The 13,928-nt window shown below is 67.0% G+C and carries 15 protein-coding genes; 6 read left to right on the top strand and 9 right to left on the bottom strand.

Annotated elements, in window-relative coordinates:
- Positions 1-23: 23 nt before the first annotated feature.
- Positions 24-569, bottom strand: coding sequence for a 2-amino-4-hydroxy-6-hydroxymethyldihydropteridine diphosphokinase (gene folK / locus JW792_RS04140; RefSeq protein WP_135997428.1), 546 nt, complete (start codon positions 567-569; stop codon positions 24-26).
- 31 nt (positions 570-600) lie between these two features.
- Between folK and JW792_RS04135 the strand changes: the two genes are divergently transcribed.
- Both JW792_RS04135 and JW792_RS04130 read left to right on the top strand, forming a co-directional pair.
- Positions 601-1,161 carry a LabA-like NYN domain-containing protein gene (locus tag JW792_RS04135; protein ID WP_135997427.1) on the top strand — a complete coding sequence of 187 codons (561 nt, stop codon included), beginning with the start codon at positions 601-603 and terminating at the stop codon, positions 1,159-1,161.
- Positions 1,154-1,825 carry a uracil-DNA glycosylase gene (locus JW792_RS04130; RefSeq protein ID WP_135997426.1) on the top strand — a complete coding sequence of 224 codons (672 nt, stop codon included), beginning with the start codon at positions 1,154-1,156 and terminating at the stop codon, positions 1,823-1,825. The genes JW792_RS04135 and JW792_RS04130 overlap by 8 nt, the downstream gene beginning before the upstream one ends.
- Before the next feature lie 90 nt (positions 1,826-1,915).
- Here JW792_RS04130 and smpB read toward each other — a convergent pair whose 3' ends face one another.
- Both smpB and dapA read right to left on the bottom strand, forming a co-directional pair.
- Complete coding sequence (gene smpB / locus JW792_RS04125; RefSeq protein ID WP_135997425.1) at positions 1,916-2,389, bottom strand: SsrA-binding protein SmpB; 474 nt, start codon at positions 2,387-2,389, stop codon at positions 1,916-1,918.
- Positions 2,386-3,258: a 4-hydroxy-tetrahydrodipicolinate synthase gene (gene dapA, locus JW792_RS04120; RefSeq protein WP_135997424.1), complete on the bottom strand. Its 873-nt coding sequence runs from the start codon at positions 3,256-3,258 to the stop codon at positions 2,386-2,388. Before dapA ends, smpB begins: the two co-directional genes overlap by 4 nt.
- Before the next feature lie 155 nt (positions 3,259-3,413).
- On the opposite strand from dapA, the gene JW792_RS04115 reads away from it, so the two are divergent.
- Positions 3,414-5,627, top strand: a complete 2,214-nt coding sequence (locus tag JW792_RS04115) for a lytic transglycosylase domain-containing protein (RefSeq protein WP_206340893.1) — start codon at positions 3,414-3,416, stop codon at positions 5,625-5,627.
- Here the strand turns inward: JW792_RS04115 and JW792_RS04110 are convergent.
- Positions 5,624-6,607 carry a threonine ammonia-lyase gene (locus JW792_RS04110; RefSeq protein WP_135997423.1) on the bottom strand — a complete coding sequence of 328 codons (984 nt, stop codon included), beginning with the start codon at positions 6,605-6,607 and terminating at the stop codon, positions 5,624-5,626. The two genes, JW792_RS04115 and JW792_RS04110, sit on opposite strands and share 4 nt — an antisense overlap.
- Positions 6,608-6,774: 167 nt before the next feature.
- Here JW792_RS04110 and JW792_RS04105 point away from each other — a divergent pair, with 167 nt between their 5' ends.
- Together JW792_RS04105 and JW792_RS04100 are read left to right on the top strand one after the other, a co-directional pair.
- Positions 6,775-8,415, top strand: a complete 1,641-nt coding sequence (locus JW792_RS04105) for a long-chain-fatty-acid--CoA ligase (protein ID WP_135997422.1) — start codon at positions 6,775-6,777, stop codon at positions 8,413-8,415.
- Positions 8,416-8,657: 242 nt separating this feature from the next.
- Positions 8,658-9,401: a helix-turn-helix domain-containing protein gene (locus JW792_RS04100; RefSeq protein WP_135997421.1), complete on the top strand. Its 744-nt coding sequence runs from the start codon at positions 8,658-8,660 to the stop codon at positions 9,399-9,401.
- A 163-nt stretch (positions 9,402-9,564) separates the two neighbouring features.
- Here the strand turns inward: JW792_RS04100 and JW792_RS04095 are convergent, their stop codons facing one another.
- Entirely contained in the window at positions 9,565-9,891 is a 327-nt protein-coding gene (locus JW792_RS04095) for a hypothetical protein (RefSeq protein ID WP_135997420.1), read from the bottom strand.
- A gap of 48 nt (positions 9,892-9,939) precedes the next feature.
- Between JW792_RS04095 and JW792_RS04090 the strand changes: the two genes are divergently transcribed.
- Positions 9,940-10,128 carry a superinfection immunity protein gene (locus tag JW792_RS04090; protein WP_135997450.1) on the top strand — a complete coding sequence of 63 codons (189 nt, stop codon included), beginning with the start codon at positions 9,940-9,942 and terminating at the stop codon, positions 10,126-10,128.
- A 4-nt stretch (positions 10,129-10,132) separates the two neighbouring features.
- Here JW792_RS04090 and JW792_RS04085 read toward each other — a convergent pair whose 3' ends face one another.
- The 4 genes from JW792_RS04085 to JW792_RS04070 all read right to left on the bottom strand — a co-directional run bounded on the left by JW792_RS04085 (position 10,133) and on the right by JW792_RS04070 (position 13,797).
- Positions 10,133-10,636: a hypothetical protein gene (locus tag JW792_RS04085; RefSeq protein WP_135997419.1), complete on the bottom strand. Its 504-nt coding sequence runs from the start codon at positions 10,634-10,636 to the stop codon at positions 10,133-10,135.
- Positions 10,637-10,733: 97 nt separating this feature from the next.
- Positions 10,734-11,402, bottom strand: coding sequence for a nitroreductase family protein (locus JW792_RS04080; protein ID WP_135997418.1), 669 nt, complete (start codon positions 11,400-11,402; stop codon positions 10,734-10,736).
- 32 nt (positions 11,403-11,434) lie between these two features.
- Positions 11,435-12,469, bottom strand: a complete 1,035-nt coding sequence (tdh, locus tag JW792_RS04075) for an L-threonine 3-dehydrogenase (protein ID WP_135997417.1) — start codon at positions 12,467-12,469, stop codon at positions 11,435-11,437.
- Positions 12,470-12,552: 83 nt separating this feature from the next.
- A complete protein-coding gene (locus tag JW792_RS04070) occupies positions 12,553-13,797 on the bottom strand; it encodes a hypothetical protein (RefSeq protein WP_158291656.1) in 1,245 nt (414 codons plus the stop codon).
- Positions 13,798-13,928 lie beyond the last annotated feature (131 nt).

Genomic DNA, 13,928 nt, shown 5'->3' with positions numbered 1-13,928 from the left:
GATACCCTGTCGGCATCCGCGCTTCAAGCGCCGCGCTGCACCGCAGCAGGCTTCAGCGGCGGGCCGGCAGGCCGCGCCAGCTGGCGATCGCTCCACGCCAGTGCCGCGATGAGCCGGTCGATCCCCTCCCCGCTTGCGGGATGGCGCCAGCGCGGAGCCACCTCGCGCAGCGGCAGCAGCACGAAGGCGCGCATGTGGGCGCGCGGGTGCGGCAGGAGGAGTTCGCCGCCGCCCCTGACCTGCCCGCGATAGTCGACGAGATCGAGATCGAGCGTGCGCGGCGCGTTGCGCACCGTGCGGGCCCGGCCGAATTCCTCCTCGAGCCCATGCAGCAGCACCATCAGGCTCTCGGGAGCGAGATCGGTCTCGATGCGCGCGCAGGCATTTGCGAAGGGCGGATCGGCCGGATCGGGCCAGGCCGGGGTCTTCCACGGACGCGAGGCGGACTCGACCGCAACGCCTGCAGTCCGCAGCGCCCCGAGCGCGAAACAAAGCGTTTGAGCGGGCGTTTTTCGCCTGTAGGGTTGGTTCGATCCGAGGGCTATATAGATTCCCGGGTCGTGCTTCATTGGAATTAGCCATTACGGAAAGGCATTGCGGATGACCTTCTACCCCAACGAACGGCTGGGACTTTTCATCGACGGGGCCAACCTCTATTCCGCCGCGAAGGCGCTCGATTTCGACATCGACTATCGCAAGCTCCTTGAGGAGTTCAAGAAACGCGGACGGCTGCTGCGCGCGAACTACTACACCGCCCTGCTGGAGAACGACGACTACACGCCGATCCGCCCGCTGATCGACTGGCTGGACTATAACGGCTTCAAGGTCGTGACCAAGGCCGCCAAGGAGTATTCCGACGAGACCGGTCGCCGGCGCATCAAGGGCGACATGGATGTCGAGATCGCCGTCGACATCATGGAAGCCTCCGCCTATCTCGACCACATCCTCCTGTTCTCCGGCGATGGCGATTTCCGCAAGGTCGTCGAGGCCGCCCAGCGCAAGGGCGTGCGCGTTTCCGTCGTGTCGACGTTGAAATCGAGCCCGCCGATGGCCAGCGACGATCTCAGGCGCCAGGCGGATGCCTTCATCGAACTCGCCGATCTCGGCAAGCTCGTCGGGCGCGAGCGCCGTCAGCGCGAGAGTGAAGACGAGAATGAGTAGGAAGGACGCGGGCGACTTCCCGCCCGAGCCGCCCTTCGACTGCCCGCGCTGCCCGCGCCTCGTGGAGTACCGCAAGGAGAACGCGCGCAAGGAGCCGCACTGGCACAACGCGCCGGTCCACTCCTTCGGCGACACGGGCGCGCGCCTGCTCATCGTCGGTCTCGCTCCGGGACGTACCGGGGCGAACCGTACCGCGCGCCCGTTCACCGGCGACTGGGCGGGCGACCTGCTTTATCCCACTCTGCAGAAGTTCGGCTTTGCGCGCGGCACGTTCGACAAGGACGGCGATGACGATCTTCAACTCGTCGAAGCCATGATCACCAATGCCGTGCGCTGCGTGCCGCCGGAGAACAAGCCGACCGGCGAGGAATGCAACCGCTGCCGGCCCTTCCTGACCGCGCGGATCGAGGATCTGCCGCAGCTGGAAATCATCCTCGCGCTCGGCGGCATCGCCCATACCAACACGCTGCGCGCGCTCGGGGTGAAAGCCTCGGCCAGGAAGTTCGAGCACAATGCGTGGCACGATCTGGAGGGGCCGGACGGGCGCGCCTTCAGGCTCGTGAACAGCTATCACTGCTCGCGCTACAACACGAACACGGGCCGACTGACGACCGAGATGTTCGAGGAGGTGTTCGCGGGGGTGAGAGGGGCGCTCTCGGGGTGAACGCGGCCCAGGTGTGACCCGCCGAGTTGACCGGCGGACCCATGCCTCGGCGTCTCGCACGCCGGGACCTTTCAGGCGTGGGCGGGCGCCCTACCCGTATGTCTTCAGGATCCGCTGCTTGGACCGCTGCCAGTCGCGTTCCTTCTTGGTCTCGCGCTTGTCGACGGCCTTCTTGCCCTTGGCGAGGCCGATGAGGAGCTTGGCGATGCCGCGCTCGTTGAAATAGAGCTTCAGCGGCACGATGGTGCGTCCCTCGCGCTGCACCGAGCCGGAGAGCTTGTCGATCTCCTTCTTGTGCAGGAGGAGCTTACGCGGCCGGCGCGGCTCGTGATTGAAGCGGTTGCCGGCCTCGTAGGGCGGAAAGTCGGCATTGATGAGATAGACAGCCCCCTTCTCCGGGCTGACATAGGCCTCGGCGATATTGGCCTTGCCCTGGCGCAGCGTCTTCACCTCGGTGCCGGTCAGCTGCAGGCCCGCCTCGAACGTGTCCTCGATCTCGTAGTCGAACTTGGCGCGCCGGTTGACCGCGACGAGCCCGTCATTGGAACCCCTGGCCTTGCTCATAGCAGGTCGAGCCCCTCCAGCGCCTTGCGAACCTTCGCCTTCACCTCGTCGGGACATTCCACGAGCGGCAGGCGTACCTCGCTGCGGCACAGACCGAGCAGGGAGAGCGCGTATTTCGCCGGAGCCGGGCTCGGCGCGGAGAACATTGCCTCGTGCAGGGGCTGCAGCCGGTCGCCCATCTCCCGGGCCCTCTCCCACGCGCCGTCGAGACAGGCCTGCTGGAACTCGGCGCACAGCTTCGGTGCCACGTTGGAACTGACCGAGATGATGCCGTGCCCGCCCTGGGCATTGTAGCCGAGGGCGCTCGCGTCCTCGCCGGACAGCTGCACGAAGTCCGGGCCGATGAGATTGCGGTGCTGGGTGACGCGCACGACATCGCCGGTGGCGTCCTTGACGCCCACGATATTGGGATGCTCGGCCATGCGCGCCATCGTCTCCGGCCTGATGTCCACGATGGAGCGGCCGGGAATGTTGTAGACGATGATCGGCAGGGCGACGGCCTCGGCCACCGCCCTGAAATGGGCCACCAGCCCGTCCTGGGACGGCTTGTTGTAATACGGCGCGACGACGAGGCCGGCATCGGCGCCGACGGTCTTGGCGAATTTCTGCCATTCGATGGTGGAGGCCGTGGCATTCGTGCCCGTCCCGGCGATCACCGGCACGCGTCCGCCCGCGATGGAGACCGCGCGCCCGATGACCTGGCGGCGCTCCTCCTCGGTCAGCGTCGGGGTCTCGCCCGTCGTGCCGCCCGGGACGAGGCCGTGCGTGCCCGCCTCGATCTGGCGCTCGATCAGCGCCTCGAAGGCCGGCCAGTCCACGGCACCGTTCTTGAATGGCGTGACGAGGGCGGTGAAGGAACCCCGGAACATGGGCAAGACGCTTTCCATAACCTGCTGTGAAGACATCCCGGCGGACCATAAAGAGGCCGCCTTCCTCCGCCAAGCATGCGCAAGCACGGTAGACAGTGGATCGGGCTTGCGCGACGCTATCGAAACGACCGTTTTCGGCCGCAACGGGTCCTGAGATGATCTCTCGCCTCCCCCTTCTCGCCAGCCTCATCGCCGCCGCCACGCTCGCCGCGCCGAGCCTCGCGCAGGCTCCCGTGCCGCGGCTGAAGCCGCCGGTCGAGAACCATTCCGAAATCCTCGGCGATGCCGATTTCGCGAATTTCAGGCGCGGCATGGCCGCAGCCGAGGAGGACGAGTGGGACGAGGTTCGCACCGCACGCCGGACGATCGCGAACGAGGTCGCCAAGAACCTCCTGCTCTGGCGCATCGCGATCTCCGATCCGCGCGCGGCGTTTTCCGAACTCGACCTCGCCCTGGACGAACTCCAGGGCTGGCCGATGCGCTGGAACATACAGCGCGAGGCGGAATGGAAGATCGAGGATTCCGGTCTTTCTGCTGCCCTGATCGTCGACTGGTTCGAGGGCCGCGAGCCGGTGACCGGCGAGGGCCGCGTCGCGCTCGGCGAGGCGCTGATCGAGATCGGCCGGTCCGAAGAGGGCGAAGCCCAGCTCGTCGAGGCCTGGCGCACGCAGGTCATGCGCCTGTCCGCCCAGGACCGGACGCTGTCGCGCCACGGCGACCTCTTCACCGCCGAGGATCACGCGGCACGCGTCGACATGCTGCTGTGGAGCGGCCAGCGCACCGCAGCGAGCCGGCTCCTGCCGCAGCTGAGCGAGGGCGAGCGGCGCGTCGCCACGGCGCGGATCCGTCTTGCGGCACGCTCGAGCGGGGTGGACGCGGCCGTCAACGCGGTGCCCGACAGCCTGACCACCCATCCCGGCCTGCTCTACGAGCGGGCGCGCTGGCGCCGCCAGGCCGGGCTCGACACCGACCTTCCGCTTCTGCTCGAACTGCCCGACAGCTATCACGACAGCGGCGCGCTCGCCGCGATGTGGACCGAACGCAAGCTGCAGATCCTCGATCTCCTGCGTGACGGAGACGTGGCGACCGCCTACGATCTCGCGGCCGCGAACGGAATGAGCGAAGGGGTCGACTTCGCCGACGCGGAATTCCTCGCCGGCTGGCTCGCGCTGACCCGGCTCGGCGAGCCGGAACAGGCGCTCGCCCACTTCGACCGGCTGGAGGCGGGCGTCTCGACGCCGGTCTCGCTCGGCCGGGCGAAGTACTGGCAAGGGCGCGCCGCGGAAGCGGCCGGCGATCTGGAACTCGCCCGCGAGCGCTTCCTCGCCGCCGCCCAGCACGCGACGACCTATTACGGCCAGCTCGCCCTCCTCGCGCTCGGCCCGGACGCCGCCACGCTCTCCCTGCCGCCGGACCCGGAGATCACGGACGAGCAGCGCGCCGCCTTCGAGGCGCGGGCGGACATCCAGGCGCTGCGCCTGCTCGGAGAGCTGGGCGAGGACTATTATTTCCGCGTCTTCATCTATCATCTCGACGACGAGATGACGTCGCCGGCCGAAACCGCGATGCTTTCCGACATCGCGCTGGAATTCTTCCGCCTGCGCCAGGCCGTACGCGCGGCCAAGGCGGGCCGCATGCAGGGGATGACGCTCGCCGAACGCGCCTATCCCCTCATCGACCTGCCCGATGCCGCGCCGATCTTTCCCGAAGCGGCCCTCACCCATTCGGTGATCCGCCAGGAGACCGAGTTCGATGCCCGGGCGGTAAGTTCGGCCGGTGCGCGCGGCATCATGCAGATGATGCCGGCAACCGCCCGCGACACGGCGCGCCAGCTCGGCCAGCCCTATAACTTCCAGTGGCTGACCGACGACCCGGACTACAACCTCACCCTCGGCATGGCCCATCTCGAGGAGGTGACCGAGGATTATGACGGGGCGCTGATCCTCGCGCTCGCCGCCTACAATGCCGGGGGACACAGGGTGCGGCGCTGGGTGGAGGAATACGGCGACCCGCGCACCGGGGCGATCGATCCCATCGACTGGGTCGAGCACATCCCGTTCTCCGAGACCCGCAACTACGTCATGCGCGTGCTCGAGAACCTGCAGGTCTATCGCGCGCGCATGAGCACGGACGCGACGGCGCCGCTGCTGATGGAACGCGACATGGTCGGCGAAGGCGGGGCAAGTCCCCTGCCCGCCCTGCCCGAGGAATTCATTCGCGCGCTCGAGGAGATGGAGGCGCTGGCGGCGGAGGCCGAAGCGGCCGCGGCCAAAGCGGCGGTCGGCGGGCCCACGGAGGGCGCCACGGTCGAACCCGCCCCCGACGCTCCCGAGATCGAACCCGAGGACGATACCGGCGCGCGCGACTAGCCGATCGCCTTCGCGAACAGGGCCGGATCGACATTGCCGCCGGTGATGACGATCACGGTCGTCCTGCCCTTGCAATCGATCTTGCCCGACAGGGCCGCTGCGAGGGCGGTGGCTCCGCCCGGTTCCGCGACCAGCTTGAGCACCGAGAAGGCGTAGCGGACCGCGCCCATCGCCTCGGCATCGCCGACGACCCCGATTCCGGCAAGGCGAGGCCGGTTGATCGCGAAGGTGAGCCTGCCCGGCGCCTCGGAGAGCAAGGCATCCTGCACCGAACCGCCCTTGCGGATGTTGGATTGGCGTTCGCCGGAGGCCAGCGAGCGGGCATGGTCGTCGAAGCCCTCCGGCTCCGCCCCATAAATCCGCGTGTCCGGCGAAAGCGCCTCTGCGGCGAGGTTGATGCCGGCGATGAGCCCGCCACCCCCCACGCAGCATATCAGCTGGTCGGCCCGCTCTCCGCGCGCGGCGAGATCCTGGAAGATCTCCAGCCCGCACGTGCCCTGCCCGGCGATGATGTCGGGATGGTCGAAGGAGGGAATGATCGCCGCGCCGGTCTCCTGCGCGAGGCGCGTGCAGATCTGCTCGCGGTCCTCGGTTTCCCGGTCATAGCCGATCACCTCTGCGCCGCGGGTGCGTACCCCCTCGGCCTTCACCGCCGGCGCGTCGTGCGGCATCACGATGCGCGCGCGTATGCCGAGCAGCTTCGCCGCCTCCGCGACACCTTGGGCGTGATTGCCGGACGAGAACGCGACGACACCCCTGGTCTTCTGCGCATCGGACAGCCGGGAGAGCGCATTGAATGCGCCGCGGAACTTGAACGAGCCGGTGCGCTGGAGAATTTCCGGCTTGATCAGCACGCGTCCGCCGAGCGCCGCGTCGAGCGCGGGATTGTTCAGCAGCGGCGTGCGAACCGCCCATCCGTCCAGGCGGCGTGCGGCCTGCTCGACGTCATCGAATACCGGCACCTCAAGGCCATCGCGCATGGGTTTCGTGTCTCCGCGGGAATCTTGGCGTTTTGCCGCGCACACTTTATCAGGCAAAAGGATTGCGCAAAGCGCCGCCGCCGCTTTTGATACGCACAACAGCCATGATCGGTCCGACCGTGCCGCGAGATGTCCGGCGGACCAGAAACCTGAGGGGAGGATTGCCCATGCTTCGCGGGCAGATGATGAATCGTCAGCTGATGATCTCCAGCATTCTCGTGCACGCTGCACTCAACCACGGCGGCCGCGAGATCGTCAGCCGGCTTCCCGACACCGGCGCGATCCACCGCTACGGCTGGAAGGACTGCCATGACCGGGCCATGCGCCTCGCCAATGCGCTCAAGGCCATCAAGACGCGACCCGGCGACCGGGTCGCGACCATCGCCTGGAACACGCATCGTCACCTGGAACTCTACTATGCCGTCTCCGGCATGGGATCGGTGATCCATACCGTCAATCCGCGCCTGGGCCCCGAACAGATCGCCTGGATCATCAACCACGCAAAGGCCCGCCACGTCTTCTTCGACGTCACCTTCGCCCCGATCGTCGACGCCATCGCCAAGTCGTGCAAGACGGTCAAGCGCTGGGTCGTGATGACCGACGAGGCGCACAAGCCGGACATGAAGACCCGGCCGGACGTCTACGAGACGCTGCTGAACAATGCCGAGCCGCACTACGACTGGCCGGAGTTCGACGAGAACACGGCCGCCGGGCTGTGCTACACTTCCGGCACGACGGGCGAGCCCAAGGGCGCGCTCTATTCGCACCGCTCCACCGTGCTGCACGCCCTGATGAGCCTGTCGACCGACACGATCGGGGTCGGGGCGCACGGGGTGATCATGCCGGTGGTGCCGATGTTCCACGTCAATGCCTGGGGCGTGCCCTACGCCTCGGCCATGGCCGGCGCGAAGCTCGTCTTCCCCGGCGCCCAGCTCGACGGCAAGTCGGTCCAGGAGCTGATCGAGACCGAACAGGTCAGCCAGGTTCTCGGCGTGCCGACCGTCTGGCTCGGCCTGTTGCAGTATCTGCGCGAGAGCGGAAAGCGCATCGACAGCGTCGACAAGGTGCTGATGGGCGGCTCGGCCATGCCCGAGGCGCTGCTGCGCGCCTATCAGGACGAGTATGGCGTCGACATGCAGCAGGGCTGGGGCATGACCGAGATGAGCCCGCTCGGCACCGTCGGCAAGCTCCTGCCCAAGCACGACGACCTGTCCGAGGACGAGAAGGTCAAGATCAAGCTGAAGCAGGGCCGCCTGGTCTATGGCGTGGAGATGCGCACCGTGGACGACGAAGGCAATGTCCTGCCGCGTGACGGCCAGTCCGCCGGCCACATCCAGGTGCGCGGCCCCTGGATCATCGACAGCTATTACCGCGGCGCCGGGCCCGAGGCCTTCACCGATGACGGCTGGTTCCGCACCGGCGATGTCGGCCATATCGACGAAGACGGCTACATGACCATCACCGACCGGTCGAAGGACGTGATCAAGTCCGGCGGGGAATGGATCAGCTCGATCGACCTCGAGAATGCGGCGATGGGTCATCCCGACGTCGCCATGGCCGCAGCGATCGGAATGCCCCATCCCAAATGGCAGGAACGTCCGCTGCTGATCGTGCAGCCGAAGAAGGGCACCACCCCGACCGCAGAGAGCATCCGCGAATATCTCGCCGAGCGCGTGCCGAAATGGTGGCTCCCCGATGGCGTCGAGTTCATCGAGGAAATGCCCCTCGGCGCGACGGGCAAGATCCTGAAGACCAAGCTGCGCGAAATGTTCAAGGACTATCAGTTTCCGGAAACGGGAGACGCCTAGTTCAGAATGAACGCAGCAAGGCAATGCCCCGGCAGACGATCTGCCGGGGCATTTTCTGGCTCATCTGACCCGAATTTACTTGTCCTCCAGGACAACGGCACCACGTATGATAGTCGTTTTACTATTTTAACTAGCACTTTTTATAATTAAATATTCAGATGCGGAATTGTCGCTTCAAGACAAGGGGAGAATCCGGGCCTGATCCGAGGTAGTGCGAACTCGAAGATCAGACAGGCTCCGGGATGACCGAATGGACTGACGCGACGCACTGGGGACTCGCTCTGAAAAAGCTGCGTCAGCGTCAGAACCTGAAGCAAGAGGCCGTCGCCGCCCTGCTCGGGCTGAGCCAGGCCTACATATCCCGGCTAGAGCAAGGCGGGCTCCAGCCCACTCCGGAAGTCGTCGCACGCCTTCGCGCGCTTCTCGAGGAACCGGCGAACCGGCCGATCTTCGATGACTGGCGCAACGGCGTTGCGGTCTCAGAACAGATCTCGAGCCTCATTCACCTGCGCGCAGGCGCTGTTCGCCTCGTGGAGTTTTCCAACGGCTTTCGCGCCTTCGGCGGCGCTTTCGCCACGATCAAGACCGGAATGCCGCTCAACGGCGCGATCGGGGAAGATGCCGATCACCAATTCGACCGGCTGGAGCAACTGGGCTTGTTCGATGGCGCGGTGGCGTCTGCTGAAAGCATCTGGTCGACCAGCCAGGGGGGCGTCGAACGCTTCCTGAGATCGCGCAGCGTGCCGGTCCGCGACGACTTCGGTGCATGGCATGTCTTCTCGACGCATCGCCTGATCGACCAAGACGAATATCGCGCCCGGCGCCAGGCCGGCAGCGAAGTGCTCCTGCTGAGGACCGGCGAGATCGAATTCCACGATGATGGGCGCGGTGCGCAGAGGCCGCTCACGGCGCCGCCGCCCACGGCGCCGATGCTTCCCGCGCGCGAGCTGCGGGCGCCGGAGCCGGGGTCCGGCTTCATGCCATGAAGAGAGCCGGTTCCGGGCTGAAGGCCAGCAGGGCGCAGAACACGAGGCTGGCGGCGGCAAGGCTGAGAGATGTGAAGCGCTTCATCGCGAACTCCGGGCTGCGAGACGTCTTCCCCTCCTACTCCTGCCCTGACAGTCCGGCTGTGCCGCGGATCACAGGGCCCTATCGGGACTCCACGGCTTCCAGCAGGGTGTCGCGAAGCCCCAGCGTGCTCTCGTTCATCTGCAACTGCATTTCGAGCACCCGGCCATAGAGCCCGGCCATCACGAAAACCTTCGAAGCCGCTTCCGGATCGGCGAGCGCTCCGTCGATGGGTGTGTCCAGGCGGCGCCTGCCGTCCAGTTCTGCGTCCGCAGATGACCGCTGAGCCTGGCCAGGATCATGTCCGCCCCAGCCCCTGATCCGGATACGTCCATTCGCCCGGGCCAGCAAATCGGTCTTGCGGCGGCCGCGTCGACTCGCTACATTTATCGAAAATCGATAATCCACGGAGGCAACCGTGGAGCTCCCAGAAGAGACCAAGAAAGGTTGGACGATATGGAAATCCTGATCCTGCTGGCCCTGCTGCACTTCCTGCCCACCTTCATCGCCCTGCTGCGCGGCCATCACAACGCGTTCGCCATCTTCCTGACGAACCTGCTGCTGGGCTGGACGGTGATCGGCTGGATCATCGCGCTCATCTGGTCGGTGACGGCGAGCGAACCGCGGGTCCGCACCGCCGGCTGATGTCTCATCCCGCCCGCCGGCGCGCCTCGTAGAGATGCAGCGCGCCGCGCAGGGCGTGAACGATGACGAGCGCGACGAAACAGGCAAAGACGAAGTTGAGCGCGCCGACGATGACGCCGCGCGCGTCACCGAGCTGCTGGAAGGTCAGCACAAGCCGGATGCCGACCCAGAGCCCGGCCGCGTTGACGAACAGGCCGACGACCCAGAGGCGCTGGACGAACAGCATGGCGATCGAGCTGAAAGCGACGATCGCCACGACATAGGCGAGAAGGCCCGCGAGCACGATGTCGGGCCCTGCCCGCCCCTCCTCGCTGCGGTCGCCGAACAGCGTCTGCACCGCATCGCCGAGCGATACCGCTGCCGAGATCACGACGAGCAGGCCGAGCAGTCCGGCCAGGCGAATCCGCCCCTTAGCGGCAGTCTCTGAGGGAATCGGCGCGGCCGGGTTCAGGAAGGAACCGGCACCGCCGGTCTCTCCGCGCTCATGCTGGTTATCGATGCTCGACATGACCCTCCCCTTCGGCCCCGGTTCTAACCCGAAGGCGCGGGCGATTTGAACCCGTCCGGGTGCAGCATGACGGGTATGGCCTGCGCAGGGCCGCCCGTCACAGGAAATCGCAGATCTGGCCGAGCGGCTTCTTCTTCAGCGCGTGGACCGGCACATGCGCGGCCTCCGCCGGGTAGCCGGCGACGATGAGCATGTAGGGCTTCTCGCTCGCCGGCCGGCCGCAGATCTCCGACAGGAAGCCCATCGGGTTCGGCGTGTGGGTAAGCGTGGCGAGGCCCGCATGATGAAGACTCGCCAGCAGGAGCCCGCAGGCGATGCCGACGCTCTCCGCGACGTAATAGTTCTTCTTGTCCGCACCCGGCTCGATGCCGCCGCGGCGCTGCGCGAACACGGCGATCAGCCAGGGCGCAGTCTCCAGGAAGGGCTTGTTCGCGTCGGTTCCGAGCGGGGCGAGCGCCTCGAGCCATTCGGCGCTGGCCTTGTCCTCGTAGAACGCCTTCTCCTCTGCCTCGGCCGCCTCGCGCAGGCGTTTGCGGACGGGACCCTTGCCGATGACGGTGAAATGCCAGGGCTGGTGATTGGCGCCGGACGGGGCGGTGCCGGCGGTGAGCACCGCCTGCTCGATGATCTCGCGCGGCACGTCGCGTTCGGAGAAGTCGCGCACCGTCCGGCGCCGGTTCATCTCGGCGTAGAAGGCCCGGGCACGCTCGATCATCTCGCTCTCGGGCCGGGTGATGAACTCGAGCGGAGTGGTTTCACAGGTCATTCGAACGCCTTTGTCACCGCCGGAGGGGAAGGCTACACGTCCCGCCAGTCCAGGATCACCTTGCCGGACTTGCCCGAGCGCATCGCGTCGAAGCCGGCCTGGAATTCCTTCGCCGGCAGGCGGTGGGTGACGAGCTTCGACACATCCAGGCCCGATTGCAGCATGGCCAGCATCTTGTGCCAGGTCTCGAACATCTCCCGCCCGTAGATGCCCTTGAAGGTGATCGCGCGCATGATGAGGCTGCCCATGTCCAGGCTGAACGGCTTTCCGGGCAGGCCGAGCATCGCGATCTTGCCGCCCATCACCATGTGCTCGACCATCTGCTTGAAGGCCGGCTCGGCCCCGGACATCTCGAGGCCCACATCGAAGCCCTCGGTCATCTTCAGCTCGGCCATGACGTCGCGCAGGTCTTCCTTCGTGGTATCCACGGTGCGCGCGCTGGGACAGACCTTCGAGGCCAGTTTCAGCCGGTCGGGATTGATGTCTGTCACCACGATGTGGCGCGCCCCGCAATGGCGCGCGACGGCCGCGGCCATGATGCCGATCGGCCCGGCCCCGGTGATCAGCACGTCCTCGCCGACGAGATCGAAGGCCGTCGCGGTATGCACCGCATTGCCCAGCGGGTCGAGGAAGGCGGCCTGCTCCATCGAGACGTCGTCGGGCAGCGGCACCACGTTGAAGGCGGGGATTTTGAGGTATTCGGCGAACGCGCCGGGCATGTTGACCCCGACGCCCTTGGTCTCCGGATCGAGATGGAAGCGTCCGGCGCGCACGGCGCGCGATTTCTCGCCCACCACATGGCCCTCGCCGGAGACACGCTGGCCCGGCTTCACCCGGGTGACGTCGCGCCCGACCTCCTCGATCACGCCGCCGAACTCGTGGCCGACGACCATGGGCACCGGCACGTTCTTCTGCGCCCATTCGTCGTAATTGTAGATGTGCACATCGGTCCCGCAGATCGCGGTCATGTGCACGCGGATCAGCACGTCGTCCGGCCCGATCCCGGGCTTGTCGACATCCTGCATCCAGAGGCCTTCTTCGGGCTTGGCTTTGACGAGGGCTTTCATGGAATTTCCGGCCTTGTGAGCTGCGCTGGCGCGTGATCTAGCGCGAGCGCAGCCTCGAAGACAATCGGCGCGGTGCGCAAATCCTAGCCGGCGAGCCCGCGTGCCGGCGGGAAGAGCCGCGCGAGCGGACCCTGCCTGGGAAACGGCGCGAGCAGCACGCGGCGCACCGGGTTCCACGCCGCCCCGAGGATCACCACCACGCCGCCGAGCGCGAGCAGGGTGACCGCCACCACCGTGCCCGCGCCGAGGCCGAGCTGGCTGACGAGAACCCCGATCGAGATGCCCGCCGTGATGAGGCCCGACACGATGAGTGCGCGCCGGTTTATGAGCAGGGAGACCAGGGCGAAGCCCGCGATGACGGCAAGGGTCACGGCGGCGAGCGCGACCGCCTCCCCGCTTTCCCCGCTCGCCATCGCACCGATCGGGCCGCCGGCGGCCGCGGGATCGGCGAAGTCGCTCTCGTCGAGACGCCAGCCGGTATAGGTCGCGTTCACCGCGGCGCCCAGCAGCGTCGGCGCCGCGAAGAAGTGCAGCCAGAACCCGGTTCCCGACAGGCGCGTCGTGCGTGCCGGATCGCGCATGTCGAAGACGAGACCGGCCAGGAAGAGCGCAAGGCCGGCCAGCAGGTTGATCAGCGGCAGATGGACCACGAAGGCGTACGGATCCGCGACCAGATAGGTCGCCGCCGCCAGCGCCACCAGCGCGACCCCGGTGAGGCCGCCGGCAAACGGCAGGCGGAAGGACCGGTAGTACACGAGGACCGGAAGCAGTGCGGCAAGCACGGCGACGACCGGAAAGATGCGTACCGCAAGGGGCAGCTCCGCCAGCACGGCGTCGACCTGCTCGCGGATGGAAGCGTCCGACGCCCCGGCCTCGAAAGCGGCATCGAACGCCTCGGGATCGACCTGCCAGAGTTCGGTAACGCCCAGATAGTAGAGCCAGCCCAGCACGAGCGCGGCCGATCCGGTGAAGGCGAGGCTGAGGACGACGCCCGGAAGGATGCGCCGCTGGCGCCCGACCAGGACGGCCGATATCCCCCAATAGATCAGCGCGGTCCCGGCCAGGAGCAGGATCGCGATGATCTGCCAGGCCAGGCTGCCGGCCGCGAAGCCGATCCCGGACAGAAGCTGGACCACACCGATCCCGAGCCCGCCCGACAGGATCAGGATGCCGATCGTGGTGAATATGTCGTGGAAATTGTTGAGGAAGGGCAGCATCTCGTCGGAAGGGTGGGCCGAGCTTGCGGCAAGCGCGCCCTCTTCATCGCCGGCTGCGTTGGTGCTCTCGGCCCCATTGCGGGTCCGCGTGTCGTCGGATTTCCGGGTCATCGCCTGTCCCCCTCCACGAGAAATCTAGGCCGGGGGCCGCCCGCACCGCAATGCAAATCTCGCCGCGGCGCGGGCGGGCTTGCCCGGACCCCGGTTTCGTGCGAGCCGGGTGACGTCCCGCCCTCGCCCGG

It is taken from the genome of Marinicauda algicola, from assembly GCF_017161425.1.
Lineage (GTDB): Bacteria > Pseudomonadota > Alphaproteobacteria > Caulobacterales > Maricaulaceae > Marinicauda > Marinicauda algicola.
Note: the sequence above shows the minus strand (reverse complement) of the source record. Positions and strands in the feature narration are given on the sequence as shown.

Coding starts and splice junctions, on each gene's coding strand:
- JW792_RS04080 (WP_135997418.1), bottom strand. CDS start 11,402: ATGACCTGTGAAACCACTCCGCTCGAGTTCATCACCCGGCCCGAGAGC.
- JW792_RS04090 (WP_135997450.1), top strand. CDS start 9,940: ATGGAAATCCTGATCCTGCTGGCCCTGCTGCACTTCCTGCCCACCTTC.
- JW792_RS04110 (WP_135997423.1), bottom strand. CDS start 6,607: ATGCGCGATGGCCTTGAGGTGCCGGTATTCGATGACGTCGAGCAGGCC.
- smpB (WP_135997425.1), bottom strand. CDS start 2,389: ATGAGCAAGGCCAGGGGTTCCAATGACGGGCTCGTCGCGGTCAACCGG.
- JW792_RS04115 (WP_206340893.1), top strand. CDS start 3,414: ATGATCTCTCGCCTCCCCCTTCTCGCCAGCCTCATCGCCGCCGCCACG.
- folK (WP_135997428.1), bottom strand. CDS start 569: ATGAAGCACGACCCGGGAATCTATATAGCCCTCGGATCGAACCAACCC.
- JW792_RS04135 (WP_135997427.1), top strand. CDS start 601: ATGACCTTCTACCCCAACGAACGGCTGGGACTTTTCATCGACGGGGCC.
- JW792_RS04100 (WP_135997421.1), top strand. CDS start 8,658: ATGACCGAATGGACTGACGCGACGCACTGGGGACTCGCTCTGAAAAAG.
- JW792_RS04070 (WP_158291656.1), bottom strand. CDS start 13,797: ATGACCCGGAAATCCGACGACACGCGGACCCGCAATGGGGCCGAGAGC.
- dapA (WP_135997424.1), bottom strand. CDS start 3,258: ATGTTCCGGGGTTCCTTCACCGCCCTCGTCACGCCATTCAAGAACGGT.
- JW792_RS04085 (WP_135997419.1), bottom strand. CDS start 10,636: ATGTCGAGCATCGATAACCAGCATGAGCGCGGAGAGACCGGCGGTGCC.
- JW792_RS04130 (WP_135997426.1), top strand. CDS start 1,154: ATGAGTAGGAAGGACGCGGGCGACTTCCCGCCCGAGCCGCCCTTCGAC.
- tdh (WP_135997417.1), bottom strand. CDS start 12,469: ATGAAAGCCCTCGTCAAAGCCAAGCCCGAAGAAGGCCTCTGGATGCAG.
- JW792_RS04105 (WP_135997422.1), top strand. CDS start 6,775: ATGCTTCGCGGGCAGATGATGAATCGTCAGCTGATGATCTCCAGCATT.